This window comes from Roseomonas nitratireducens, assembly GCF_017813355.1.
Classification (GTDB): Bacteria; Pseudomonadota; Alphaproteobacteria; order Acetobacterales; family Acetobacteraceae; genus Neoroseomonas; species Neoroseomonas nitratireducens.
This window is the reverse complement of sequence record NZ_JAGIYZ010000010.1, coordinates 100,092-125,753: the sequence shown is the minus strand read 5'-3', so window position 1 is coordinate 125,753 and position 25,662 is coordinate 100,092. Positions and strand designations below refer to the sequence as shown.

The following is a 25,662-nucleotide window of genomic DNA, read 5'->3' as shown; positions in this document are numbered from 1 at the left end:
CGCGTGACCAGCACTGCGCCTTCCCGCCCCGTCCGCATCGCGGTCGATATCGGCGGCACCTTCACCGACCTCATGATCCTCGACGCCCGCGACGGCATCGCGCGGGCGTGGAAGACGCCGACCACGCCGGAGGACCCCTCCATCGGCCTGCTGCGCGGCGTGACGGAGGCGTCCGAACGCTTCGGCTTCGCGCTGCCGGAGGTCGGGTTGCTGCTGCACGGCACCACCATCGCGACCAATGCGGTGCTGGAACGCAAGCTGGCGAACGGCGTGCTGCTGACGACCGCGGGCTTCGAGGACGTGCTCGAGATCAACCGCCATGTCCGGCGCGACATCTACGGCCTGTCGCCGGACCCCTTCCCGACGCTGGTCCCGCGCGACCGCCGCCTTGGCGTGCCGGAGCGCATGCGCGCCGACGGCACGGCGGAGATCGCGCTCGACGAAGCCGCGATGCCGGCGCTGCTCGACCGCATCGCCGCCCTCGGCGCCGACTGCGTCGCCGTGTCCCTGCTGCACGCCTACGCCAACCCGGCGCACGAAAAGCGCGTGGCCGAGATCCTCCGCGCCGCGCGGCCGGACCTGCCCGTCTCGCTGTCCTCGGACATCTCGCCCGAGATCCGCGAATACGAGCGCACATCGACCACGGTGCTGAACGCGCTGCTGGTGCCCGTGGTGAAGGCGTATCTGGATCGGCTGGAAGCGCGCCTCGGCGAAGGTGGCTTCCATCCGCTGGTCTTCCTCGTGCAGTCCAACGGCGGCGTCTGCTCCCTGCGCATGGCGGCCGAACAGCCCGCGCGGCTGCTGCTCTCCGGCCCCTCGGGCGGGGCGCTCGCGGCCGGCCGCCTCGCGACGCTGCTGGCGCGACCGAACCTGGTCGCGGTCGACATGGGCGGCACCTCCTTCGACGTCTCCGTCGTGCAGGACGGGCGCGTGGCCGTCATCACCCAGGGCGAGATCGACCGGCTGCCGGTGCGCCTGCCGATGGTCGAGATGCGCACCATCGGCGCCGGCGGCGGATCGATCGCCGCGGTCGATGCCGGCGGGCGGCTGACGGTCGGCCCGCGCAGCGCCGGCGCGCGGCCCGGCCCCGTCTCCTACGGCCGCGGCGGGACGGAACCGACGGTGACGGATGCGAACCTCGCCCTCGGCCGGCTCGACCCGGATTTCTTCCTGGGCGGGATGATGAAGCTCGACATGCCGGGCACGCGCGCCGCGCTGGATGCGCGCGTGGGCGGCCCGCTCGGCCTCGGCGTGGAGCAGGCGGCGGAGGGCATCCTGACCGTCACCAACGCCAATCTCGGCGCGGCGATCCGGCTTTCGCTGTTCGAGAAGGGGCTCGACCCGCGCGATTTCTGCCTGCTGTCCTTCGGCGGCGCGGGCGGGCTGCATGCGACGGAGGTCGCGGCCGAACTCGGCATCACCGAGGTCGCCTTCCCGCGCGAGCCCGGCACGCTGTCCGCCTACGGCATCCTGTTCTCCGACCTGACGCAGGACATCGCGCGGTCGCGCGTGATGCGCGCGGAAGCCGGGAGCCTGCCGCGCCTGGGCGAGACGATCGCCGCGCTGCGGGCCGAAGCCGATGCGCGGCTCGCCGCCGATGGGATCGAGGCCGGGCGGCGCCGCATCGCGATCGCCGCCGACATGCGCTACCACGGCCAGGCCTTCGAGCTGCTGGTGCCCTGGGGCGAGATCGCATCCCCCGATGCCGGCGACCTCGCCGCACTGGTCGAGGATTTCCACGCCATGCACCGGCAGCGCTTCTCCTACGCCAATCCCGGCGACGCGGTGGAGATCGTCACGCTGCGCGCCATCGCGACCGGGTTGCTCGACAAGCCCGAGCCCGCCGACCCGCCGCCGGCTGGCCGCCCCGCCCGCAAGGGCACGCGCCGCGTCTTCGAGGGCGGCGCCTGGCGGGAGGTGCCGGTCTGGGACCGCGACGCCATGACGGCGTCCGACCTCATCGAAGGCCCCGCCGTGGTGGAGGAAGCCTTCGCCACCCACTGGATCACCCGCGGCTGGACGGCGTCGCTCGGCGCCGCGGGCACATTGATGGCGCGGAGGAACACGCCATGACGCTCGGCCCGATCGAGATCGAGGTCATCCGCAACGCGCTGACCGCCGCGGCGGCCGAGATGGACATCACCATCTGGCGCACCAGCCGCAGCACCATCGTGCGGGAGCTGCTCGACTATTCCACCGCGGTATTCGACGCGGAGGGCAACAACGTCGCGCAGTCGGCGCGCATCCCGCAGCACCTGAATTCGATGGGCGCGGCGCTGCGCACGCTGCTCGACCGCTTCGTCAACGCCGACGAATGGGGCGCGGACGACGTGGTCGCGACCAACGACCCCTATTGCGGCGCGCAGCATTTGAACGACGTGCTGGTGTTCAAGCCGGTGATGCATGAGGGGCGCCGCGTCGCCTATGTCGGGGCGCTCTGCCACCACATCGACATGGGGGGCATGGCGCCGGGATCCTACGCCGCCACGGCGACCGAGGTGTTCCAGGAAGGGCTGCGCATCCCGCCGCTGAAGCTGATCGAGAACGGGCGGCTGAACCGCGCGGTCTGGGAGATGATCGGCCAGAACGTCCGCAAGCCTGCCCTGATGCTGGGGGACCTGCAGTCGCAGCTGGCGTCGCTCGATGTCGGCGCCGCGTCCATCCGCCGCCTCGCCGCGCGCTACGGCGCGGCGGGACTGGTCGAGGCCACAGGAAAAATCCTCGACATGAGCGAGGCGGCGATGCGTGCCGCGATCCGCGGCATGCCCGATGGCCGCTACGAGTTCGAGGATTTCCTCGACGAGGATGGCGTCTCCGGCGAACCCGTCCGCCTGCACGCCGTGCTGACCGTGAAGGGTGACGAGATCGAGGTCGACGTGACCGGCTGCGCCGACCAGCAGCGCGGCCCGATCAACTGCACCCCCGCCATGTCCAACTGCGCGGTCTACTATTCCATCATCGCCGCGACGGATGGCGCCATGCCGGCCAATGCCGGCTGCTACCGGCCCATCCGCATCATCCACCGGGAGGGCAGCGTCACGTCCTGCCGCGCGCCCGCGTCCGTCGCGCATCGCGTCGCCGTCTCCCACCGCCTGGCGAACGTCATGTTCGGCTGCCTGCACCAGGCCCTGCCGGACCGCATGCCGGCGGCCTATTACGGCGGGTCCTATGTCGCGACCTTCCAGACGGAAGCGGCCGACGGAGGGCGCGAGGTGCTGGTCGAGATCGAGATCGGCGGCACCGGCGCGTCGCCGGCCAAGGATGGCGTGAACGCCTGGTCCTTCGGCATGCACAACAACGCCAACATCCCGGTCGAGATGATCGAGAGCCAGATGCCGCTGACCATCACGCGCTACGGACTCAAGCCCGGCTCGGGCGGGGCGGGCAAGCATCGCGGCGGGCTCGGCCTGTATCGCGAATGGCGCGTCGACAGCCCCGCCGGCGTCTTCACCGCGAACATGGACCGCTTCCGCTTCCCGCCCTACGGGCTCGCCGGCGGCGGGCCGGGCAGCCTCGGGCGGTTGGTGCGCATCCGCGACGGTGTCGAGACGCCGATCGCGCCGAAATCCGACGGCGTCCGGCTGCTCAAGGGCGACATCGTGCGGCTGGAGACATCCGGCGGCGGCGGCTTCGGCGACCCGGCGGCGCGCGATGCGGCGGATGCGGCGCGGGATGCGGCCCTCGGCTACGCATGACGGGCTTCGACCCGCGCACCCATCGCGTGGTTCCCGACCAGCGCTGGTTCGAGGATTTCGCCGTGGGCGAGCGCTTCGTCCTGCCCAGCCGGACGATGACGGAGGCGATCTTCCTCGCCTTCCAGGCCGCGTCGGGGGACAACCATCCCGTCCACTACGACGCGGAATACTGCCGCGCGCGCGGCATGCCGCACATGCTCGCGCACGGCTTCCAGGTGGCGATCCAGACGGCCGCCGGCGCGGGCCTGTTCCCGCACATGGTGGAGGAAAGCCTCAAGGGCTTCCTCGACCAGTCGAGCCGCTTCCTCCACCCGGTCTTCGTGGGCGACACGCTCTACCCGGCGCTCGAGGTCGATGAACTGACGCCGCAGCGCACCACCGGCATCCTCGGACTGCGCAGCACCGTCCACAACCAGGCGGGCACGCTGGTCATGGACGGCCGTCAGCGCTACCTGCTGCGCAAGAGGAACGCCTGAAAGGAAGCACGCGCATGGCCCGCATCCCCTACGCTGACCCGTCCCTGCCGGAACACCGCGACGCCGCGGAGGCGATCCGCGCGTCGCGCAAGAAGATCGGCCATCTGCACCGGATGCTGCTGCACGCCCCGCCGATCGCGGCCGGCTGGATCACGATGTTCGACGCCATCCGCTGGAACTCGACCCTGTCGGGCAAGCTGCGGGAGATGGTGATCTGCCGGATCGCCGCGATCAACGGCGCTTCCTACGAATGGGCCGCGCATGCGCCGATCGCGCTGGCCGAAGGCATGACGCAGGCGCAGCTCGACGCGCTGCCGGCCTGGGAAGGCAGCGCGCTGTTCGATGCGACGGATCGCGCGGTCCTCGCCTATTGCGATGCCATGACGCGGCTGGTCCATGTGCCGGACGATGTCGCGGCCGCGGTGCGCGAGATATTCCCGCCGCGGCAGCTGGTGGAGCTGACCGCGACGATCGCCGGCTACAATTGCGTCTCCCGCGTGCTGGAGGCGCTGCACATCAACGGCGCGGACCCGCTGCCGGAGGCCTAGGTCAGTCGGCCGCGCGCAGCCCCGCGCTCTCGATCAGGGAGCGGAACTTCTCGCTCTCCGCGCGGGAGAAGGCGGCGAACTCCGCGCGGTTGCGATAGAGGATGGGCTGCGCGACGCGGGTCATGCCGGCGACGACCTCCGCGTTGCGCATGGTCCGCTCGCAGGCCGCTTCGAGTCGCTGGAGCACCGGCTCCGGCGTCCCGGCCGGGGCATAGAGGCCCGACCAGATCGAGTAGACGAGGTCGAAGCCCTGTTCGCGCATCGTCGGCACCTCCGGGAAGTCCGGATTGCGGCGCTCGGTCAGGAAGGCGATCGGGTGCAGGTCGTATTGCCGGATCAGCAGCGTCTGGTCGGTGAACAGCTGCACCTGCCCCTGCTGGAAGGCCAGCATCACCTGGCCGGACCCGCCATAGGGGATGTGGTTCATCTCGATGGTCGCCAGCCGCATCAGCGCGATCATCGAGATGTGCGGGATGCTGCCCGCGCCCGTCGAGGCGAAGGGAAAGCCCTGCCCCTGCGCCCGGGCGCGCGCCACCACATCGGCGACGGTCCGCAGGCCCGAGGTCTTGGGCGTCATCATCACCACCGGGCTGTCGGCCACCTGGCAGACCGGCGCGAAGCTATCCAGCGTGTAGGTCAGGCCGCGCCGGAAATGCGGCTGGATCGCCACCGGCCCGACCGGCGTCATCAGCAGCGTCTGGCCGTCCGGTCGCGCGCGGGCGGCTTCCGCCGTGCCGATCGTGCCCGCCGCGCCGACCGCGTTGCGCACCACGACGGCCTGCCCGAGGGAAGCCGCCATCTCGCTCTGCATCAGCCGCGCGACGATGTCGCTCGGGCCGCCGGCCGCGAAGTTGACGATCATCTGCACCTGGGCCCGCGCCGGCGGCGCGGACGTCAGCAGCAGCGCCGCGGCCGCGGCGAGCATCCCTCGGATCATGCGCTTCCTCCCGCCCGCCTTGGTGGCGGGTCATGGAGGAAAGGCTAGACCCGGGACGTCTTGTTGCGGAAGCGGGACCCGCCGGCGCCGCCGATCACGCCCGCCATCATCGCGAGCGCGGCCAGGCTGTTGCGGCGGCTGGACCCCTTGAGGGGAATTCGCATCAGCTCCCCGGTCTGCGACCGGAGGTGAAGCTCGGCTCCGGCGGCGCTTTCGATCAGCACCACGGAACGCACGGAATCCGCCGAAGGCGGAGGGGAGGCGAGGGCGGTCATTTTCGGCCTCACTGAACCAGATGTCGCCGGCTTGTTCCGGCATGACGAGCAAAGCGCGCAGTGAGTTTCAACCGGGTTAACGCAACGGCTTGCCCACGGAATTTTTGCGCCGCAGCATGGCAGGGACAGGAGACCCCACCCATGCCGCGCATCGATGCCGAGCGTTTCCTCAAGGACCTGAACGACCTCCGGAAGATCGGGGCGTACAAGACCGGCGTCCATCGCCCGACCTATTCGCCGCAGGACATGGAGTCGCGGCGCTGGCTGATGGAACGCCTCGCCGAATGCGGGCTCGAGCCCTCCATCGACGGCATCGGCAATGTCTATGGCCGGCACAAGGGGCCGGGGCCGCATCTGCTCGTCGGCAGCCATATCGAAAGCCAGAACCAGGCGGGCTGGCTCGACGGCGCGCTCGGCGTCGTGGCCGGCGTGGCGCTCGCGCGCGCCGGCCTGCCCGTCGATGTCTGCGCCTTCGCCGATGAGGAAGGGCATTTCGAAGGCGGCTTCCTCGGATCGCGCTCCATCATCGGCGAACTCTCGGAAGACGAGATCGACCGATCCCGCAGCCGCAACGACGGCCAGCCGCTGCGCGAGGCCCTCGCCGCCGCGGGCCTCGCCGGCAAGCCGCGCATGCAGCTCGAACCCGGCCGCCACAAGGGCTTCTTCGAGATGCACATCGAGCAGGGCACGCAGCTCGAATCGCGCGGGCTGCGCGTCGGCGTCGTCACCGGCATCGTCGCCATCTGGCAGTGGCTTATCCGCTTCGAAGGCCAGCAGGACCACGCCGGCGGCACCACCATGGCCGAGCGCAAGGATGCTGGCCTGTCCGCCGTCCGCCTGCTCGCCGCCATCGACGCCGAATTCCCGCGCGTCTGCGGCGAACGCTCCACCTGGACCACGGGGCGCATCAGCCTCGAGCCCGGCGCGCCATCCATCATCCCGGGCAGCGCGGAGGTGCTCTTCCAGTTCCGCGACGTCTCGACCGAGGTGCTGGAACGGATGGAAGCCACGCTCCGCCGCCTCGTGCAGGAGAGCAACCGGCGCGAGAAATGCCCCGCGACGCTGATCCAGAAATCCCGCGCGACCCCCGCGATCTGCGACCCCGGCATGATGGCCGCCCTCGCCACGGCCGCCGAGGCCGAGGCACCGGGCGCCTGGACGCGCATGCCTTCCGGCGCGGGCCACGACGCGCAGTACATCGCCAAGCGCATGCCGGCGGCGATGCTGTTCACGCCCTCCATCGGCGGCATCAGCCACCATTGGGCGGAGGATACGAAGGAGGAGGACCTCGCGCTGTGCTGCCAGGTGCTGGCGAGCGCGGCGCAGAATTTCCTCAAGGCCTGAAGAAGAACCAAGGGGGAGGGAACTCCCCATTGGGACCCCCTCCTTCCTTTCCGATTTGCGCTGAACCGCCTACGCGGCGGGTGCACCGAAGCGGCGCGGGGCCATCGGGAAGGAATAGAGGCGCTCGGCGCCGAGCAGGAACACCCGCGCGCCGCGCGGGAACAGGGATGCAACGGCCTGCTCGCCCACATCGAGGCCGCCGGTGAAGGCGCCGAAGGCCGGCAGCAACAGCCGTCGCCCATCCGCGACGAAGCAGGGGCGCACCACGCCGCCCACGCGCGTCGGCGCCATCGCCTTGGGATGCAGGTGGCCGGCCACCTCGCCGGCCGCGCGCGCCTGCGGCACATGGCGGAACACCAGCGGGCCCTCCGCCAGTTCCGCCACTGCCGCACCCGGCAGCCCGGCGGGCGGGGAGGGGTCGTGGTTGCCGGCGACCCACACCGCATCCACCCCCGACAGCGCGTGGGCGAGCGCGCTTCGCTCCGCCTCGCCAAGCCGCGCGGCGCCGTCATCGTCGTGGAAGGAATCGCCCAGGAACACGACGCGTTCGGGGCGGTAGCGCCGCAGCAGCGGCAGCAGGCGCGACAGCGTCTCCCGCGTGTCATAGGGCGGCAGCAGCCGCCCGCGCGCGGCGAAGGAACTGCCTTTTTCGAGATGCAGGTCGGCCACGCATAGCAGGCGCCGCGCCGGCCAGTGCAGCACGCCCGACGGGTCGAGCATCAGCCGCTCGCCCGCCATGTGGACCGGCGCCGCGCGCATCAGCCCGTCACCATGCGCGGCGCCGACCGCCGGTACTTCGAACGCCGCTTCTCCCGCGCGACCGATGTGCCGCGCACCGGCACCTGCTCCGTCACCTCGGCCAGCACCTCGGAGAAATGCTCCGCGCCATCGGTCGCTTCCTCGACCAGCGCGGCGGCTTCGGCGAGCAGCGCATCCTCCGCCCCGCCCGCCACCCATTCGCGCCCTTCCTCGATCAGCGCGGGCACGGCGAGCGGCGAGACGCGGTCGAGCACGCGGTGCCGGATGCGCCCCTTCACGCGCGCGAGCAGGGTCGCGATGCGCGCCACGTCGGTCAGCCCCTGCGCCGCTTCCGCCCGCGTCGCACGCAGCAGGATGTGGTCCGGCTGGTGCCGGCGCAACACGTCGTAGACCAGGTCCGAATTCATCGTCATCTGCCGGCCCGACTTCTCCTGCCCCGGATGGTTCTTCTCGATCAGCCCGGCGATGGTCGCGACATTGCGGAAGGTCCGGCGCAGCATCGAGGATTCCGCGAGCCATTCCTCCATCTCGTCGCCCAGGATGTCCTCGGCGAAAAGATCCTCCATGTCGGTCGGCTCGAAGGCCGACCAGACGGTCAGCACATAGTCCGTCCCGACATAGCCGAGCGGCCCGAGCCCGCGCCGTTCCATCCGCTTCGTCACGAGCATCCCCAGCGTCTGGTGCGCGAGCCGTCCCTCGAAGGTGTAGGCCACCAGGAACCACTTGCCGCCGCGCGGGAAGGTCTCGACCAGCAGCCCGTCCCGCGGCGGCAGTTCCGACCGCAGGCGCTGCAGCCGCAGCCATTCCCGCACCGGCTCCGGCAGGTGCTTCCAGCGGCGCGGGTCGGACAGGATGGCGCGCACCCGCGCGGCGAGATGCGTCGTCAGCGGCATCCGCGCCCCGGCATAGACCGGCACGCGCGGCTCGCCTTCCCCGCCGCGGCTGACGATCACCGCGGCCGGCTCCAGCCGCTCGTAGCGGAGCACCTGGCCGCCGAACAGGAAGCAGTCCCCTGCTTCGAGGGTGGAGACGAACCACTCCTCCACCTCCCCCACCACGCCGCCGCCGCGCAGCCGCACCTTGAGCATCGGCGTCTCGACGATGGTGCCGAGGTTCATGCGCAGTTGCCGCGCGACGCGCGCGTCCCGCACATGCAGCATCCCCTCCGCGTCGCGGAACAGCCGGCGGAAGCGCTCATAGGCGGCGAGCGCGTAGCCGCCATCCTCGACGAAGCGCACCACGTCGTCGAAGTCCCGCCGCGACAGCCCGGCATAGGGCCCGGCGCGCGTCACCTCGGCATACAGCGCATCCGGGTGGAAGGGCGCGGAACAGGCCATGGCCAGCACATGCTGCGCCAGCACGTCGAGCCCGCCGGGGCGCGGCGGTTCGCCATCCAGTTCGCCCGCTTCGACCGCTTCGGTCGCGGCGACGCATTCCACCACCTCGAAGCGGTTGGCCGGCACCAGCACGGCGCGCGATGGCTCGTCCATCCGATGGTTCGCGCGGCCGACGCGCTGCAGCAGGCGGGAGACGCCCTTGGGCGCGCCGACCTGGATCACCTGGTCCACATCGCCCCAGTCGATGCCGAGGTCGAGCGAGGCCGTCGCCACCACGGCGCGCAGCCGTCCCTCCGCCATCGCGGCTTCCACCTTCCGCCGCAGGCCGATCTCCAGGCTGCCGTGATGCATGCCGATCGGCAGCGCGGCCTCGTTCAGCCGCCAGAGCGCTGCGAAGACCAGTTCCGCCTGCGCCCGCGTGTTGACGAACACGATCGTCACGCGCGCGCCCTCGATCCGCGCCAGGATCTCGGGCGCGGAGGCGAGGCCCATATGCCCGCCCCAGGGCAGCCGGCCTTCGGGCAGTTGCAGGTCGAAGACGGGTGCCGCGCCGCCCTTGGTCTCGACCAGCCGCACATCCTCCGCCCGCGCGGTCGGCGACAGCCAGGCGCGCAGCGGACCGGGATGCGCGACGGTCGCCGAAAGCCCCACGCGCCGCGCGCCGGGCGCGAGCGCCGCCAGCCGAGCCATGCACAACGCCAACTGGTCGCCGCGCTTGGTGCCCGCCAGCGCATGCGCCTCGTCCACGATGATCGCGGCGAGCCCCCGGAACATCTCCGGCGCGTCGGGCAGGGAGAGCAGCAGCGTCAGGCTTTCCGGCGTCGTCAGCAGCATCTGCGGCGGGCGTTCGCGCTGCCGGGCGCGGCGGTTGACCGGCGTGTCGCCGGTGCGCGTCTCGATGCGGATCGGCAGGCCCATCTGCTCGACGGGCAGGGTCAGGTTGCGCGCGATGTCCACCGCCAGCGCCTTGAGCGGCGAGACATAGAGCGTGTGCAGCCCTTCCCGCGGCCGCGCCGCCAGGTCCACGAGCGAGGGCAGGAACCCCGCCAGCGTCTTGCCGCCGCCGGTCGGCGCCAGCAGCAGGACGTTCTCCCCCCGCCCCGCGGCATCGAGCAGCGCCATCTGGTGCGGCCGCGGCGTCCAGCCGCGCGCGGCGAACCAGCCGGCGAAGGGTTCTGGCAATGTTCTCATTCGCGGGGCAATATGGCGGCGCTTCCACGCGCCGGGAAGGCGCCCAGATACGCCCCGTGACAGCACCCCACCCCGAGACCTGGCTGAAGGTCACGCCATCCGGCCTGTTCTGCGAGCCGGGCGGCTTCTTCATCGACCCGACCCGCGCCGTGGACCGCGCCGTGATCAGCCATGGCCATTCCGACCATGCGCGCCCGGGCCACGCCCATGTGCTGGCCACGGCCGAAACGCTCGCCATCATGACCGCGAGGATGGGGGAGGGCAGGGCGGGCGTTGCCCAGCAGGCGCTGGGCTTCGGCGAGACCCTGGTCGTCAACGGCGTGCGGGTCTGGCTGCGCCCGGCCGGGCATGTGCTGGGCTCGGCGCAGATCTGCATGGAATGGCAGGGATCCCGCGCCGTCGTCTCGGGCGACTACAAGCGCCGGCCGGACCCGACCGCGGCGGGCTTCGAGCCCGAGCCCTGCGACGTCTTCGTCACCGAGGCGACCTTCGCGCTGCCCGTCTTCCGCCACCCGCCGGCGGAAGCCGAGATCGCGCGCCTGCTGCGGTCCGTCGCGCTGTTCCCGGAACGGACGCATGTCGTCGGCTGCTATTCGCTGGGCAAGTGCCAGCGGCTGGTAGCACTTCTGCGGCAGGCCGGCTGGGACCGGCCGATCCACCTGCACGGCGCGCATGTCGCGCTGTGCCGCCTGTACGAATCGCTCGGCGTGCCGCTTGGCATGCTGCGCACGGCGACGGTCGCGAAGAAGGAGGAGCTGAAGGGCGCGATCGTGCTCGCGCCGCCCTCCGCGGTCGCGGATCGCTGGGCGCGGCGGCTCGCCGAACCCGTGGTCGCCGTCGCCTCCGGCTGGATGCGCGTGCGTCAGCGCGCGCGGCAGGGCGGCGTCGAATTGCCGCTGGTCATTTCCGACCACGCCGATTGGGACGAGCTGCTCGCCACCGCCGAGGACGTCCAGGCCCCCGAGATCTGGGTGACCCATGGGCGGGAGGATGCGCTGATCCACGCCCTGTCCTTGCGTGGCATCCGCGGCCGCGCGCTGCACCTGGTCGGACGCGGCGATGAGGAGGAGGACACGGACGCGGCGGAGGCGCCCGCCGCATGAGCCTGCCCGCCTTCGCCGAACTGCTCGAACGCCTGGTCTTCACCCCCGGCCGCAACGCCAAGCTCGCCCTGCTCGGCCAGTGGTTCGCGGGCCAGCCCGACCCGGATCGCGGCATCGGCCTCGCCGCGCTGACCGAGGAGCTGACCTTCGCCGCCGCCAAGCCCGCCATGATCCGGGAGCTGGTCGCGGCGCGCACCGATCCGGAGCTGTGGCGGCTCTCCTACGACTATGTGGGCGACATGGCGGAGACGGTGGCGCTGATCTGGCAGCCGCGTGCCGGCATCAACGCGCCGCCGCCGACGCTCGGCGACATCGTCGCGGCGCTGGAGACCACGCCGAAATCAGACATCCCCGCGCTGCTCGCGGGCTGGCTCGACACGCTCGATGCCGGCGGGCGGCTCGCGCTGATCAAGCTGCTGACCGGGGGGATGCGCGTGGGCGTGTCGGCACGGCTGGCCCGCGTGGCGCTGGCCGAATGGTCGGGCCAGAAGGTCGAGGCGATCGAGGAGGTCTGGCACGGCGTCGCACCCCCCTACGCGCCGATCTTCGCCTGGCTCGAAGGCCGCGCCCCCGCACCCGACCCGCGCGATTCGCCGGTGTTTCGCCCGCTGATGCTCGCCCACCCGCTGGAGGCACCGGACCTCGCCGCGCTGCGCGCGGAGGATTGGCGCGCGGAATGGAAATGGGACGGCATCCGCGTGCAGCTCACCGCCGGGCCCGGCGGGCGGCGGCTCTGGTCGCGGGGCGGGGAGGACATCTCCGCCGCCTTCCCGGAAATCCTCGCGGCGATGGAGTTCCACGGGGTTCTGGATGGCGAGTTGCTCGTGGTGCGGGATGGCGAGGTCGCACCCTTCGCCGACCTCCAGCAGCGGCTCAACCGGAAGTCGGTGACGGCGAGGATGCAGCGCGACTTCCCCGCCGCCGTGCGCCTGTACGATCTGCTGTTCGAGGGGGCGGAGGATCTCCGCCCGCTGCCCTTCGACGCGCGCCGCGCGCGGCTGGAAGCCTGGCACGCGCGCACCGCGCCGGCGCGGATGGATGTCTCGCCGCTCGTGCCCTTCGATAGCGTCGATGCGCTGTCCCGCATCCGCGACGGCGCGCGCGCCGCGTCGATCGAAGGGCTGATGCTCAAGCGCGCAGACGCGCCCTATCTCGCCGGGCGCACCAAGGGGCTGTGGTGGAAGTGGAAGCGGGACCCGCTGACGGTCGATGCCGTGCTGATGTACGCCCAGCGCGGCCACGGCAAGCGCAGCAGCTTCTATTCCGACTACACCTTCGGCGTTTGGCGGGAGGACGGGGAACTGGTGCCGATCGGCAAGGCCTATTCCGGCTACACGGACGATGAACTCGCCTGGCTCGACAAGTGGATCAGGAACAACACCGTCAACCGCTTCGGCCCGGTGCGGGAGGTCGAGCGCGGCCTGGTGCTGGAAGTCGCCTTCGACGCGGCGCAGCTGTCCAGCCGGCACAAATCGGGCGTGGCGCTGCGCTTCCCGCGCATCGCGCGCATCCGCCGCGACAAGCCGGCGGAGGAGGCGGACCGGCTGGAGGCCGTGATGGCGCTGATCGGCGACCGCCCCGCCGATTGACCGCCTCCTGGCCGCATGGTGCGCTGCGCCCGCCAGAACCCAGGGGAAACGCATCCATGCCCATCGCACCCAACCTCGCCCGCCGGCGGCTCGAAAAGGGCGAACTCGCCCTCGGCTTCGGCGTGCACCACCTGCGCACGCCCGCGGTCGGGCTGATCGCCGCGGCGTCGGGCTTCGACTGGCTGTTCATCGACATGGAGCACGGCGCGATGAGCGTCGACGACGCCACGCGCATGTGCATGGCGGCGCTCAGCCAGGGCGTCACGCCGATCGTGCGCTGCTGTAAGGACGCGCTGTTCGAGGGCACGCGCTGCCTCGACAACGGCGCGATGGGCGTCGTCGTCCCGCATGTGGACAACGCGGCGGAAGCCGAGACCGTGGTGCGCGCCTTCCGCTACCCGCCCGTGGGCGAACGTTCCTGGGGCGGGCCGCCGGCGCAGTACGGCTTCGTCGTGAACGACACCGCGGCCGCGCAGCGCGAACTGAACGCCGAGATCCTGATCACGGTGATGATCGAAACGCCCGAGGCCGTCGCCAACGCCGCCGCCATCGCCGCGGTGCCCGGCGTGGACTGCCTGATGATCGGCACCTCGGACCTGACGGCGTCCATGGGCATCGCGGGGCAGATCGGCCACCCGGACGTGCGCGCGGCCTATGCGAAGGTGGCCGATGCCTGCAAGGCGGCGGGGAAGCACATGGGCATGGGCGGCGTCTACGACGAGAAGGTGGCGCCGGACTACATCGCGCTCGGCGCGCGCTTCCTGCTCAGCGGGTCCGACCACGCCTTCCTGATGGCCGGCGGCGGGGCGCGGGCGAAGTTCCTGCGCGGGCTTCAGGGCTGACCGGCCGCGCCCGGCGGCATGGCGCGCGACGGTCGCGCGGCGTGCCGCCGGGGCCCGCAATAGTTTGTAATTGCGACGCGTTCGCAATTGGACTTGCGAGCGGTTCGCAATCGGTTTAGCAAGCCGGCACACGCCAGACGGGACCACGCCATGCATCGCCGGAACCTCCTTGCCCTGCCCGCCGCCTTCGCCGCCGGCGCCCTCGCCCGGCCGGCGCTGGGGCAGGAGCGGACGCTCAACCTCTATTCCTCCCGCCACTACGACACCGACCGTGCGCTGTATGACGGCTTCACGGCCGAGAGCGGCTACCGCATCCGACTGATCGAGGGCGATGCCGACCAGCTCATCGCCCGCATCCAGTCCGAGGGCGCGAACACGCCGGCCGACGTGCTGATCACCGTCGACGGCGCGCGGCTCGCCCGCGCGGTCGCGGCCGGCATCCTCGCCCCCACGCGGTCCGATGTCCTGGCCGGGCGCGTGCTCGCCAGCCTGCGCGACCCGGAGGGGCAGTGGTACGGCGTCTCCCGCCGCGCCCGCGTGGTCATGTACGACAAGACGAAGGGCCGCCCGGTGGGGCTCGAGCGCTACGAGGACCTCGCGAAGCCCGAGTTCCGCGGCCAGATCCTCGTCCGCGCCGCGGCGCATCCCTACAACACCTCGCTGATGGCGAGCATCCTGGTCGCGAACGGCGAACAGGCGGCGGAGGCCTGGGCGCGCGGCGTGGCGCAGAACATGGCCCGCCCGCCGCAGGGCGGGGACACGCCGCAATTCCAGGCCGTGGTCGCCGGCGTCGGTGCGCTGGCCATCGCCAACACCTATTACCTGGCGCGCTTCGGCGCTTCCCAGAACCCGGCGGAGAAGGCGCTCTACGACCGGATCGGCGTGATCTTCCCCAACCAGGGCGCGGGCGACCGCGGCACGCATGAGAACGTCTCCGGCGCCGGCGTGGTGCGCAATTCCTCCCGCCGCGAGGTCGCGCTGAAGTTCATCGAATACCTGACCGGTCCGCGTGCGCAGGAGATGTTCGCCAACGGCAATTTCGAATACCCGGTCGTCGCCGACGTCGCGCCGCATCCCGCACTCGCAGCACTCGGCACCTTCCGCGCCGATGTGCTGAACGCACAGCGCTACGGCGCGCTCGCGCCGCAGGCGCTGCAGATCATGCAGCGCGCCGGCTGGCGCTGAACGCGTGACGGCGCAGGCGGAGGAGATCGTCTGCGACTGCAACCGGCTGACGCGCGCGGACATCGCGCGCGCCATCGCCGCCGGCGCGCGCCGCCCGACCGAGGTCTACGAAGGCTGCGGCCGCGCCGCGCAATGCGGCCGCTGCCTCGACGTCATCCGGGCGATGCTGGCGGCGGCGCGGCGCTGATGCCCGGCCGACAAAGGTGGGACCTTTGTCGGCCGGGCATCAGTCATTGGTTTCGCGCGCGGCCGCCCCACCAACCCCGCGCGCCATACCGCCCGGCCAAAGGTCAGACCTTTGGCCAGGCGGTATGAGCGCGGCCGCCGCGGCGGCGAAGCGCGCCGGGTCGGCGATCACGCGCGGCACCTTGTGCTGCCCGCCCAGCTTGCCCTGCGCGCGCATCCAGGCGGCGAAGGCGCCGGGCGGCAGGATCGCGACCTCGGGCGGGGCCATCTGCGCGCCGTCCCGGTGCACCGCGTAGTCGTCGTTTGCGGCGCGCAGCGCGGCATCGATCGCGGCGGAAAGCCGCGGCGCGGCGTCGGACGGCACCGCGCCCGCGGCCTCGACGCACCAGCGATGCCGCCCGAGGCTGCCCACGAATTCCGGCCCGACCATGTATTCCGCGACGGCGAGGCCGATCCCCCGCGCCGCCTGCATGATCGCCGCCTCGATCTCCTCCCCCGCCAGGTGTTCGCCGAAGGCCGACAGCGTCCAGGAGGTCCGCCCCGTCACCAGCAGCCGCGGCGGCGCGCGATCGACGAAGCGCACCGTGTCGCCCAGCACGTAGCCGAACAGCCCTGCGCAGGAGGACACCACCACGGCGTACTCCACGCCCGTCTCGACCGTCGCCGCCCAGTGGCGCGCGGGCGTCGCGGCGTCGAGTTCCTCCACGGGCACGAATTCGAAGAAGCAGCCACGGTCGAGGTTGAGGCGCATGCCCTCGCCCTCGCCCCGGTCGGCGATGGCGACGAAGCCCTCGCTCGCCGGATAGACCTCCCGCGTCGCGCAGCCGGAAGGCAGGAAGGGCGCGAGCCGGTCGCGATAGGGCCCCCAGGCGATCCCGCCATGGATCAGCAATTCGAGCGCGGGCAGCGGCGCCATGCCGTGCCGCGCGGCGAGCCGCTCGAACAGCAGCAGCAGCCAGGATGGCGTGCCCGAGACCATGCGGATCTCCCGCGCCGGCGCCTCGGCCGCGAGCCGCGCGAGCTTCGCGTCCCAATCGGCCAGCAGCGCGAGGTCTTCCGGCGGCCAGGACCAGCGGCGTAGGGCGGAGGGCACCTCATGCGCCGCGATGCCCGACAGGTCGCCCTCCCGCACGCCCGGCGCGACCTCGCGCAGATCCGTCGATCCGCCGAGCATGAAGGACAGCCCGCCGAAGGGCCGCGCGCGCGGGTTCGCTGCCAGGTGCCAGGCCAGCGTGTCCAGCGCCGCGCCGCGATTGGCGCGCACCATCTCCCGCGTCACCGGGATGCGCTTCGTGGTGCCCGAGGTGGTGCCGGAGGAGAGCGCGAGATAGGGTGTGCGCCCCGGCCAGAGCACGCCTTCCAGCACCGGCAGCGCGGCGGCTAGGTAGTCCGCGTGCAGCGCTTCGTACCGCCGCAGCGGCACGGCGTGCTGGAAGTCGGCGACCGAGCGGATGCCGGCGAAGCCGTGGTCGCGGCCGAAGCGCGTGCCCGCGGCGTGACGCACCAGGGACAGCAGCAGCCTTTCCTGCTCCGCCGCCGGGTCCATGGCGCGCAGCCGGCGCAGCCGGGCCGCGACATAGGCCTTGAGGTAGGGCGTGGAATCGAAGGGGATGCTCATCGCCGCGGTTCCAGCCGTGTTGCACGCGGGAAGTCGCGCGCGACCGTCTCCGGCCGCAGGGGAATGCGGATGGATCGCCGTTCCCGCCACATCGGCACCTGGTCCGCGAAGGCCGCCGAGCCGAGCCAGCCATCCTGCCCGCCCCACAGCACGAACCAGTTCGCGTCCGGGTCCGCCATGTCGCTGACATGCCGCGCCATGGATCCGAAGGCCGCGACATGGCGCCCGGTGACGAGGCCGTGGCTGGTCTTCATCGGCGTCTCCCGCGATCCGCCGACGGGGAAGTCGCCATAGGCGAAGGCGCCGCCGACCACGGGCAGGTTCACCAGCCAATGGGAGACGCGCAGCCGGTGCATCTCCCCCCATGTGCCGAGCGCCGCGAAGTCCGTCGCGGCGACGCCCGCGGCCTGCCGCAGCACGGCGGCGCGGCGTTCCGGCGGCAGGGCGTCGAGGTCGCGCAGCAGGAAGGACGTCAGGAAATTCCACTGGCTTTCCGGCGCGCGGCGGTTGCCGGTCTCGCCCTGCCGTTCCTCGGGCTGGAGCAGCGGGACGAGGCGCGCGAGCAGCACCTCGAAGGCCACTGCGGCGCGGCTGTCCTCGGTGTAGTCGCCATCCCAGCCGCGCAGCGCGGCCAGCAGCGGCGAGGCCTCCGCGATGCCGTCCATCCGCTGCGCGAGCGCCGCGGCGAGGCGCGCGGCGCGCGGCGACCGCGTATCCGCCTGCATCGCGGCAAGGTCCGCCGGCGTCGCGCGCGGCGTCGCGGCCAGCATCTCCCGCAGCCGTTCCACGCGGTCGCTGTCGGAGAAGAAGAAGCCGAGCACCGGGGGCGCGCGGCCGCCCAGCGCCTCAGGCCGGTTGTTGGCGCTGGCGAGGTAGCCCTCGCGCGGGTTGACCACGAAGGGCAGGTCCGGCGTGCGCAGCAGGCGCTGCCAGGGCGCGGTCGCCGCCGGGTCGCGCGCGTCCAGCACCGGGTCCTCGCGCGGGATGGCGCGGCGGTCGGGGATGGTTGTCGCGTGGAACTGCCCGATGCTGCCGTCGCGATGCGCCCAGAGCATGTTCTGCGCGGAGACGCCGAAGGTGCCGAAGGCCGCGCGGAACTGCGCGCCGTCCCGCGCCCGCGCCGCGGCGAGCAGCGCGGTGATCTCGTCCGTCGGCTCATGCCCCACCCAGCGCAGCGCCAGCACGTCGCCGGGGCGGCGCGGGATGACCGACGCATCCGTCAGCACCGGCCCGTGCGGCGTGGTGCGCACATCCCGCGTCGCGGTGAACCAGAGCCGCTGGCGGATGCGCACGGTCTCGCTTCGAAAGGCCTCGGGCGGCAGGGCCGAGACGTCGAACAGGTCCGACGAGGCCGCGCGCATGTTCGTCCCGCCCCAGCCGATCTCCGGGTTCCGCCCGACGCCGAGGATGGGCAGCCCCGGCACCATCAGCCCCGCCGCGTGGAAGGAGGGGGATCGCATCCCCGCCGCGAGCCACAGGTTCGGCAGGTTCAGCCCCAGATGCGGGTCGGATGCGATCAGCGCCCCGCCGCTCGCGGACCGGCGCCCGGCCACCGCCATGGTGTTCGACCCGGCGCGGGAGGTGCCGGCCAGGATCTCCCGCACCAAGGCAAGGCGCCGGTCGAGCGCGGCCTCGGTCGCCGAGGACCCCGCCTGCACCGTGCGTTCCCACAGTCGCGCGAAGCCCGGCGTGCCGCGCGCCGGCAGCAGCGCGAAATAGCCGAGCCAGTTCACGTCCGTGCCCGCGAGCCGCCCGATCGCCAGCAGGTCGTCCTCGGTGAAGGGCTCGGGCGACAATCCCAGCAACGCGAATTCCGGCGGCGGGCGGCGGGCGTTCATCGTCGCGTGGTTCAGCCCCGCGACGAAGGCGGCCATCAGCGCGCGCGTCTCCTCCGGCCAGGCGGCGCGGATGGCCGGCGCGGCGCGGCCGAAATCGAGGATGCGCAGCGCGTGGTCGATCTCCGTCGCGAAGGGCCCGGCCACTTCCGACAGCCGCCCGCGCGCGGCGAGGCGCATCAGCGCGACCTGCGCGCCGCGCAGATGCCCGTGCACCAGGCCGAGGGCGAAGAACAGGTCGCGATCAGTCTCGGCCTCCACCCAGGGTACCAAATGGTCGTTCCAGCGGATGGTGACCGGCCGTTCGACCGCCGCGCCCGCGGTCGGCAAGGCGGCGAGGCGCTGATCGATGCTCGCCGGGCGCGGCGACAGCGCCTCGCAGCCGGGAAGGAGCATGGCGAGGAGGAGGAGGATCAGGCGCGGCATGGGCGGCAGATGGTGTCGCGCCGGCCGGGCGGAAGTTCAGTCCGCGCTGCGCATCGCGCGCGTCAGGGCCGCGACCGGCAGCAGCCCGACGATGACGATCAGCAGCGCGGCGGTCGAGGCTTCCGCCAACCGTTCGTCCGAGGCGAGGTTGTAGATGCGCACCGCCAGCGTATCGAGGTCGAAGGGCCGCACGATCAGCGTCGCGGGCAGTTCCTTCATCGTGTCGACGAAGACCAGCACCGCGGCCGTCAGCAGCGCCCCGCGGGCGAGCGGCAGCTCCACCTCCCGCACCGCCTGCCCCGGCGTGCGGCCCAGCACCCGTGCCGCCGCGACATAGGATGGCTTCAGGCGCGCGAGGCCCGATTCCACCGCCGACAGCGCGACGGCCAGGAAGCGGACAAGGTAGGCGAAGACCAGCGCCACCATCGTCCCGCTCAGCAGAAGGCCTGTCGAGACGCCGAACCTCTCCCGCATCCAGGCGTCGAAGGCGTTGTCGAACAGGCCGAAGGGCACCAGCGTGCCGACCGCGATGACCGACCCCGGCAGCGCGTAGCCCAGCCCCGCGATGCGGTTCGCGGCGGCGCGCAGCGGGGAGGGATGCATCCGCGCCGCCCAGGCCATCATCCCCGCGATCAGCACGGCGAGCAGCGCCGTGATGCCCGACAGCATCAGCGAATTGACCGCGAAGGGCAGGAAGCGCGACCGGTCCAGCGCATCGCCGCTGGTCGCCGCCAGCCAGGCGAGCGCGCCCGCCGGCAGCGCGAAGCCGAGCACCACCGGCATGGCGCAGGCGAGGATCGCGGCCGCTTCCTTCCAGCCGCGCAACTCGACGGGGCGGAGCGGCGGATGGCGCGTGGTGGTCGCGTGGAAGCGCCGCCCGCCGCGCGTGACGTGCTCGAGCGCCAGCAGCAGCCCGACGCAGCCGAGCAGCGCGACCGAGAGCTGCGCCGCCGCGCCGCGGTCATCCATGCCGAACCAGGCCTCGTAGATGCCGGTCGTGAAGGTGCGCACGCCGAAATGGTGGACGGTGCCGAAATCGGCCAGCGTCTCCATCAGCGCGAGCGCGATGCCGGCGGCGAGCGCCGGCCTCGCAAGCGGCAGCGCCACATGGAGGAAGGTGCGCGGCAGCCCATGCCCGAGCGTGCGCGACGCCTCGAGCAGGCAGACGCTCTGCTGCAGGAAGGCCGCGCGGCACAGCAGGTAGACGTAAGGGTACAGCACCATGGCGAGCATCAGCGCCGCCCCGGGCAGGCTGCGGATCTCGGGCGCCCAGTATTCCCCGTAGCGCAGCCCCGTCAGGTCCCTGAAGGCCTGCTGCGCCGGCCCCGCCACGTCGAGCAGCCAGGTGTAGACATAGCCGTTGAGGTAGGCCGGCATGGCGAGCGGCAGCAGCAGCGCGACTTCCAGCACGCGCCGCCCGCGGAAGGCGCAGGTGGCGACCAGCCAGGCGGAGATGGCGCCGGCCGACCCGGCCATCAGCGCCACCAGCAGCGCCATCAGCGCCGAGTTGCGCAGCATCTCCGGCAGCGTCGTGGTGGCGATGTGCAGGAAGCTCGCCCCCGGGCGCGTCGTGGCCGTCACCACCACGGCCAGCAGCGGCGCGGCGATGGCCGCCGCGACGACCAGCGAGGCCCAGGCCCAGGCGGGCACGCGCCGACGGCGCGCGGCGGGCGGGGCGGGCATCTCGGCCATGATCGTGTTGCGAGCCATTCTCAGGCGCCCGATAGCATGGGCGGGCGCGGAGGGGGAGGGCGCCTAGCGCCCGGGCAGCGGCGGCACCGCCACCCCGCCCTCGAAGCCCTGCAAGGTCCATTCATAGACGCCCGCGCCGACCCGGATGTCGCCGACCCGCGCCGCGCCGAGGTCGAGGATCACCGTCATTGTCGCCGTCCACATGGCCAGCAGCAGGAAGGACAGGATGCGAAGCGGCCGCCGCCTGAGGCCGAGCTGGTAGCCGAGCGCCGCCATGGTCAGGGTCGTCATGCCGATCAGCAGCCAGAACAGCTGCGGCGGCATGGTGAAGGAAAAGGCGAAGCGTTCCGCCATGGCGAGGTCGAAGGCCTCGTTCAGCGCGGCCATCAGCGCCGTGGCGACCGGGTCCGGCCTCTCCCGCACGATCGCCGTCACGTGGCCCCACATCTCCGACTGCATGGCGTTGGTCCGCGCCGTCAGCCCGTCGAGCCCCGGGCTGTGCAGGTCCGCGCGGACGAAGTCGATGCGCACGCGCGTGTAGTCTTCCAGCAGGCGGGCGATCTCGGTTCCGCGCGGATGGCCGATCGCCTGCGCGCGCAGCCAGGCGGTGCCGATCGCATTCGCCTCGGCCAGCGTGCCGTCCCGCCGTTCCTGGTGGCGCGCGCTGGCGAAGGACAGGGTCAGGGCAAGGACGAAGGCGAGCAGCCCGAGCATGCCGCCCACCACCACGCCGACGCCTTCGGGCGTGGCCTCCTGGTCCGCGGCGCGATGGCCGAAGATGTAGCCGACCTCCCGCGCCGTGGCCTGCACCAGGAACAGCGCGGCGGCGAAGGCGAGGGCACCGGCGGCCGCGATCTCCTGGACCAGGTTCTCCATCTCGGCTTTCCCCTCTCCCCCAAGGGAAGCATAGGCGGGGCGCCGCCGGCGCGTCCACGCGGCGGCGCTGGCGGGGCGCGCCGGCCTCGCCTAGAAAAGGCGGCCATGCAGACCGCCTTCACCGACGCCCAGCTCGCCGACCCGGACACCGCGGAGAGCAACCGCATCCTGCGCACCTGCGTCCATTGCGGCATGTGCACGGCGACCTGCCCGACCTTCCTGCTGCTGGGCGACGAGCTCGATTCCCCGCGCGGGCGGATCTACCTGATCAAGGACATGCTGGAATCCGGCCGCCCGGCGACCGAGGAAGTGGTCCGCCACGTTGACCGCTGCCTGTCCTGCCTGTCCTGCATGACGACCTGCCCCTCGGGCGTGCACTACATGCACCTGGTCGACCATGCGCGCGCCTATATCGAGGAGACCTATCGCCGCCCCTGGCCGGAACGGGCGCTGCGGCGGGTGCTGTCCTTCGTGCTGCCGCATCCCTTCCGCTTCCGCCTCGCGCTGGTCGGCGCCTGGTTCGCGCGGCCCTTCGCGGGGCTGGTGCCGGGCGGTTCGATGACCGCGCAGCGGCTGCGCGCGATGCTGCGGATGGCGCCAGCGACCGTGCCATCCCCGTCGCCGGTCGAGCGCCCGCAGGTCCATCGCGCCGAGGGCCCGCGCCGCGCGCGCGTCGGGCTGCTGACGGGCTGCGCGCAGCAGGTGCTCGCGCCGTCGATCAACGAGGCGACGATCCGCCTGCTGACGCGCATGGGCATCGAGGTGGTGGTCACGAAGGGCCAGGGCTGCTGCGGCGCGCTCGACCACCACATGGGCCACCACGACCCGGCGATGCGCCTCGCGCGCGCCAATATCGAGGCCTGGAGCGCGGAGATCGAGGGCGAGGGGCTGGACGCGATCGTCGTCAACGCCTCCGGCTGCGGCACCACGCTCAAGGATTACGGCCATACGTTCCGGCTGGAGCCGGACGCGGCGCGCGCCGCCAAGGTCGCCTCGCTCGCCGCCGACATCAGCGAGGTGCTGGCCCGCTTCGGCTACGCGCCCACGCGCGCCGCACCCGGCCTGACGGTCGCCTACCACGCGGCCTGCTCGCTCCAGCACGGGCAGAAGATCACGAACGAGCCCAAGGCGCTGCTCAAGGCCGCCGGCTTCGCGGTGAAGGAACCGGCGGAAGGCCACATCTGCTGCGGGTCCGCCGGCACCTACAACCTGCTGCAGCCGGAAATCGCGGGCCAGCTCAAGGCGCGCAAGCAGGGCAACATCGCGCGCACCGGTGCGGCGCTGATCGCCTCGGGCAATATCGGCTGCCTGACGCAACTCGGCGACGGCGCGATCCCTGCGGTGCACACGGTCGAACTGCTCGACTGGATGGCGGGCGGGCCGGAACCGGACGCGGTCGCGCGCGCCCGCGCGGCGGGCTGAGTGCGGGCGGTCGCCCGGTTCTGGCGCGGCGAGGTCCCGCTCGGGGAATCCTTCTGGCGCTGGGGCGTGCTGGGCGGCATCGCGCTGAACCTCTGGTGCGGCATGGGCGCGCTCTGGCTGCACATGGCCGAGCGCAGCCTCGCCGGCTTCATCCTCGGCCATGCGGTGCCGCTGCCCTACAACCTGCTCGCCACGGTCGGGATCTGGCGCGCGGCCGGGCGGCCGGACGCCGATCCGCGCTGGGCCGGGCCGGCGCGGGCCGCCGCGGTCCTGGGCATGGCGGTGATGAGCCTTACATGAGGCTTGCCCCGACCTCCCGCCCGGGATGACCATCCGCCCATGCGCCTCGCCCTCCTGCTCCTGACGCTTCTCGCCGCGGTGCCCGCAGTCGCACAGCAACGCGCGCCGAACCGCGCCGAGGATTCGCGCCGCGCCGAACTCGACAGCCTGTTCGAGGGACTGAAGGCCGCCCCCGACGACGCCGTCGCGACCATGATGGAAGGGCGCATCCGCACGCTCTGGGCGGAGCAGGCATCGCCGGCCGCGCTGCTGCTGCTGCGCCGCGGCGCGCGCAACCTCGCCGCGCGCACGCATGACGAGGCGCTCGAGGATTTCGACGCCGCCATCGTGCTCTCCCCGCAGGCGGCGGAACCCTGGCACCAGCGCGCCCAGGCCTATGCGGCGCTCGGCGACCCGGCCGCCGCGGCGCGCGACCTGCAGGAAGCGCTGCGCATCGAGCCGCGCCACTTCGGCGCCCTGCTGACGCTGTCGATGCTGCAGGAGGAACGCGGCGATCCGCGCGCCGCGCTGCGCAGCATGGAAGCGGCGCTCGCGCTGCATCCGCGCCTGCGCGGCGGCCAGCAGAGGCTGCGCGAACTGCGCCGCAAGGTCGAGGGCGACGCGACCTGAATCACGGGCGTTTCGTGGGTTTCCGCACGCGGCATCGCGCCGCGCGACGCGATGCGCCCGAAAACGTGCGCGTTCACACCGAAGTGCCGCGCGCATCGGCGCAAGGTCCCTTCATCGCATCGGCGAATGGACGTCGAGCGAGGCAAGGGAGAACCCCAATGACCATGCGGTACACGGCGGTGCGCTCCGCCCTTCTCGCGAGCGCGATCCTCGGCACGCCGGCCCTCGCGCAGGACCGCGTCGCCATCTTCACCGGCGGCGGGGAGGGCGCCGAGATCGTCTACGTCGCCCCCCGCGACCCGCGCGCCCGCAGCGCCTTCGCCGCGGCGCCGGAAGCGAAGGGACCACTGGTCGCGATCGTGACGGCGACCGGCGACGGCCTCGAGGTGACCTATGTCGCGGCCGACGCCGCCTACCCGCCCGGCACCTTCGCCATGGTGCCGCTGAGCATGGGGACCGGCGCCGCCTGGCTCCCCCCGCGCGTCCCGACCGGGCCGTGGGTGAACGGCGACTAGCCTGAAGGGGCGCCCGGCCGCGCGAGCGGCCGGGCGCTTCGCCATACGCCGCCCACGCGAAGGATCACGGCGGCCGTCAGAGATCCGTCTCGGCCTCGAGCTCCGCCTCCAGCGACCGGCGCAGCGCCTCGGGCTGGAGGATGACGATCCCGCCGCGTTCCCGCGCGATGATCCCCTGCCGCATCAATTCCGCGAATTCGCGCGACACAGCCTCCCGCCGCGTGCCGATGCGCGCGGCGAGGATGTGCTGGCGCGGCGGCGGCGTCACGATGCGCTGCTCGCCATCCTGCGCGCCGTCGCGGCCGATCCGCGGGCGCGACAGGCGCAGCAGTTCCGCATGCACGCGCAGGCGCACCGGCAGCGCCTCACGCTCCAGCAGCCGCTTGGCCTGGCGGCGCAGGATCTCCGTCACGTGGCGCAGCAGCGCGCGGCAGGCCGCGGGCGTGCTGCAGGCGGCGTCCATGAAGGCGGCGGCGGGCACGGCGCAGAGCCGCGCGCGCGTCAGCGCCGTCGCCCCCGCCGTGCGCGGCGCGCCGTCGACCGCCGCGATCTCCCCGAAGAAGCCGCCCGCCTGGATGTCGGTCAGGATCAGCTCGCGCCCCGAAGGCGTGCGCACCTGGATGCGAACCGTCCCTTCCAGCACGAACCAGACATCGCCCGTCGCGTCGTCGAGGTCGAGGATGAGCCCGCCGGGGCCATAGCTGCGCCAGGACGCGGCCTCGGCGGCGCGGGTGAGCGCGGCCTCGCCCGCCTCGCGCAGGATGGGCAGGCGACGCAACCGGTCGAGGCGGGACATCTCCCGCTCGGGCGCCGCCGTGTCGCCGACGCTGCCTTTTTCCGCGGTCATCTCCGGTGCCTCCGGCGCCGTCGGCCGATCCTGCGCCGCGGCGCCGCGCGGTTCA

Annotated in this window: 23 protein-coding genes; 14 read left to right on the top strand and 9 right to left on the bottom strand. The window is 72.5% G+C overall.

Translation table 11 applies throughout. The features are described from left to right. Positions 1 to 3: 3 nt before the first annotated feature. The 4 genes from J5Y09_RS11960 to J5Y09_RS11945 are packed head-to-tail and all read left to right on the top strand — an operon-like array spanning position 4 to position 4,719. Complete coding sequence (locus J5Y09_RS11960) at positions 4 to 2,073, top strand: hydantoinase/oxoprolinase family protein (protein ID WP_342451464.1); 2,070 nt, start codon at positions 4 to 6, stop codon at positions 2,071 to 2,073. Continuing rightward, a complete protein-coding gene (locus J5Y09_RS11955) occupies positions 2,070 to 3,695 on the top strand; it encodes a hydantoinase B/oxoprolinase family protein (protein WP_209352018.1) in 1,626 nt (541 codons plus the stop codon). The genes J5Y09_RS11960 and J5Y09_RS11955 overlap by 4 nt, the downstream gene beginning before the upstream one ends. Further along, on the top strand, positions 3,692 to 4,171 hold the full coding sequence (locus tag J5Y09_RS11950) for a MaoC family dehydratase (RefSeq protein ID WP_209352017.1): 480 nt from the start codon (positions 3,692 to 3,694) through the stop codon (positions 4,169 to 4,171). The genes J5Y09_RS11955 and J5Y09_RS11950 overlap by 4 nt, the downstream gene beginning before the upstream one ends. 14 nt (positions 4,172 to 4,185) lie before the next feature. Beyond that, positions 4,186 to 4,719 carry a carboxymuconolactone decarboxylase family protein gene (locus J5Y09_RS11945; protein WP_209352016.1) on the top strand — a complete coding sequence of 178 codons (534 nt, stop codon included), beginning with the start codon at positions 4,186 to 4,188 and terminating at the stop codon, positions 4,717 to 4,719. A gap of 1 nt (position 4,720) precedes the next feature. Here the strand turns inward: J5Y09_RS11945 and J5Y09_RS11940 are convergent, their stop codons facing one another. Then, positions 4,721 to 5,656 (bottom strand): Bug family tripartite tricarboxylate transporter substrate binding protein, encoded by a 936-nt coding sequence (locus J5Y09_RS11940; RefSeq protein ID WP_209352015.1) that lies wholly within the window; start codon positions 5,654 to 5,656, stop codon positions 4,721 to 4,723. Between the two features lie 44 nt (positions 5,657 to 5,700). Continuing rightward, positions 5,701 to 5,931: a hypothetical protein gene (locus tag J5Y09_RS11935; RefSeq protein ID WP_209352014.1), complete on the bottom strand. Its 231-nt coding sequence runs from the start codon at positions 5,929 to 5,931 to the stop codon at positions 5,701 to 5,703. A 141-nt stretch (positions 5,932 to 6,072) separates the two neighbouring features. Between J5Y09_RS11935 and J5Y09_RS11930 the strand changes: the two genes are divergently transcribed. Beyond that, entirely contained in the window at positions 6,073 to 7,275 is a 1,203-nt protein-coding gene (locus tag J5Y09_RS11930; protein ID WP_209352013.1) for a Zn-dependent hydrolase, read from the top strand. Between the two features lie 69 nt (positions 7,276 to 7,344). Here the strand turns inward: J5Y09_RS11930 and pdeM are convergent, their stop codons facing one another. Both pdeM and J5Y09_RS11920 read right to left on the bottom strand, forming a co-directional pair. Then, a complete protein-coding gene (gene pdeM / locus J5Y09_RS11925) occupies positions 7,345 to 8,034 on the bottom strand; it encodes a ligase-associated DNA damage response endonuclease PdeM (RefSeq protein ID WP_209352012.1) in 690 nt (229 codons plus the stop codon). Continuing rightward, positions 8,034 to 10,562, bottom strand: a complete 2,529-nt coding sequence (locus J5Y09_RS11920; RefSeq protein ID WP_209352011.1) for a ligase-associated DNA damage response DEXH box helicase — start codon at positions 10,560 to 10,562, stop codon at positions 8,034 to 8,036. The genes pdeM and J5Y09_RS11920 overlap by 1 nt, the downstream gene beginning before the upstream one ends. Before the next feature lie 56 nt (positions 10,563 to 10,618). Here J5Y09_RS11920 and J5Y09_RS11915 point away from each other — a divergent pair, with 56 nt between their 5' ends. From J5Y09_RS11915 to J5Y09_RS11895, 5 genes are all read left to right on the top strand, one after another. Then, on the top strand, positions 10,619 to 11,665 hold the full coding sequence (locus J5Y09_RS11915; RefSeq protein WP_342451462.1) for a ligase-associated DNA damage response exonuclease: 1,047 nt from the start codon (positions 10,619 to 10,621) through the stop codon (positions 11,663 to 11,665). Beyond that, the gene (locus J5Y09_RS11910) at positions 11,662 to 13,254 is read left to right on the top strand and encodes a cisplatin damage response ATP-dependent DNA ligase (RefSeq protein WP_245217068.1); all 1,593 of its coding nucleotides are present in this window, start codon (positions 11,662 to 11,664) and stop codon (positions 13,252 to 13,254) included. The genes J5Y09_RS11915 and J5Y09_RS11910 overlap by 4 nt, the downstream gene beginning before the upstream one ends. Before the next feature lie 56 nt (positions 13,255 to 13,310). Continuing rightward, positions 13,311 to 14,096: an HpcH/HpaI aldolase family protein gene (locus tag J5Y09_RS11905; protein ID WP_209352009.1), complete on the top strand. Its 786-nt coding sequence runs from the start codon at positions 13,311 to 13,313 to the stop codon at positions 14,094 to 14,096. 150 nt (positions 14,097 to 14,246) lie between these two features. Next, positions 14,247 to 15,281 (top strand): extracellular solute-binding protein, encoded by a 1,035-nt coding sequence (locus J5Y09_RS11900; protein WP_209352008.1) that lies wholly within the window; start codon positions 14,247 to 14,249, stop codon positions 15,279 to 15,281. Between the two features lie 4 nt (positions 15,282 to 15,285). Then, a complete protein-coding gene (locus tag J5Y09_RS11895; RefSeq protein WP_209352007.1) occupies positions 15,286 to 15,468 on the top strand; it encodes a (2Fe-2S)-binding protein in 183 nt (60 codons plus the stop codon). A 39-nt stretch (positions 15,469 to 15,507) separates the two neighbouring features. On the opposite strand, the gene J5Y09_RS11890 is transcribed toward J5Y09_RS11895, so the two are convergent. From J5Y09_RS11890 to J5Y09_RS11875, 4 genes are read right to left on the bottom strand one after another with little or no spacing between them, the layout of a single operon-like run. Next, complete coding sequence (locus J5Y09_RS11890) at positions 15,508 to 17,085, bottom strand: GH3 family acyl-acid amido synthetase (RefSeq protein WP_209352006.1); 1,578 nt, start codon at positions 17,083 to 17,085, stop codon at positions 15,508 to 15,510. Next, positions 17,082 to 19,346, bottom strand: a complete 2,265-nt coding sequence (locus tag J5Y09_RS11885) for a penicillin acylase family protein (RefSeq protein ID WP_209352005.1) — start codon at positions 19,344 to 19,346, stop codon at positions 17,082 to 17,084. The genes J5Y09_RS11890 and J5Y09_RS11885 overlap by 4 nt, the downstream gene beginning before the upstream one ends. Before the next feature lie 36 nt (positions 19,347 to 19,382). Then, a complete protein-coding gene (locus J5Y09_RS11880; protein ID WP_245217067.1) occupies positions 19,383 to 21,056 on the bottom strand; it encodes an ABC transporter permease in 1,674 nt (557 codons plus the stop codon). A gap of 45 nt (positions 21,057 to 21,101) precedes the next feature. Next, positions 21,102 to 21,914 (bottom strand): bestrophin-like domain, encoded by an 813-nt coding sequence (locus J5Y09_RS11875; RefSeq protein WP_209352004.1) that lies wholly within the window; start codon positions 21,912 to 21,914, stop codon positions 21,102 to 21,104. Between the two features lie 105 nt (positions 21,915 to 22,019). Between J5Y09_RS11875 and glcF the strand changes: the two genes are divergently transcribed. The 4 genes from glcF to J5Y09_RS11855 all read left to right on the top strand — a co-directional run bounded on the left by glcF (position 22,020) and on the right by J5Y09_RS11855 (position 24,760). Next, positions 22,020 to 23,336, top strand: a complete 1,317-nt coding sequence (glcF, locus tag J5Y09_RS11870) for a glycolate oxidase subunit GlcF (RefSeq protein WP_209352003.1) — start codon at positions 22,020 to 22,022, stop codon at positions 23,334 to 23,336. Beyond that, entirely contained in the window at positions 23,337 to 23,636 is a 300-nt protein-coding gene (locus J5Y09_RS11865) for a hypothetical protein (protein ID WP_209352002.1), read from the top strand. It begins immediately after the preceding gene. A gap of 39 nt (positions 23,637 to 23,675) precedes the next feature. Then, positions 23,676 to 24,245: a tetratricopeptide repeat protein gene (locus J5Y09_RS11860; RefSeq protein ID WP_209352001.1), complete on the top strand. Its 570-nt coding sequence runs from the start codon at positions 23,676 to 23,678 to the stop codon at positions 24,243 to 24,245. Positions 24,246 to 24,403: 158 nt separating this feature from the next. Continuing rightward, a complete protein-coding gene (locus tag J5Y09_RS11855; RefSeq protein WP_209352000.1) occupies positions 24,404 to 24,760 on the top strand; it encodes a hypothetical protein in 357 nt (118 codons plus the stop codon). 76 nt (positions 24,761 to 24,836) lie between these two features. On the opposite strand, the gene J5Y09_RS11850 is transcribed toward J5Y09_RS11855, so the two are convergent. Beyond that, the gene (locus tag J5Y09_RS11850) at positions 24,837 to 25,607 is read right to left on the bottom strand and encodes a Crp/Fnr family transcriptional regulator (protein ID WP_245217066.1); all 771 of its coding nucleotides are present in this window, start codon (positions 25,605 to 25,607) and stop codon (positions 24,837 to 24,839) included. Between the last annotated feature and the right edge of the window lie 55 nt (positions 25,608 to 25,662).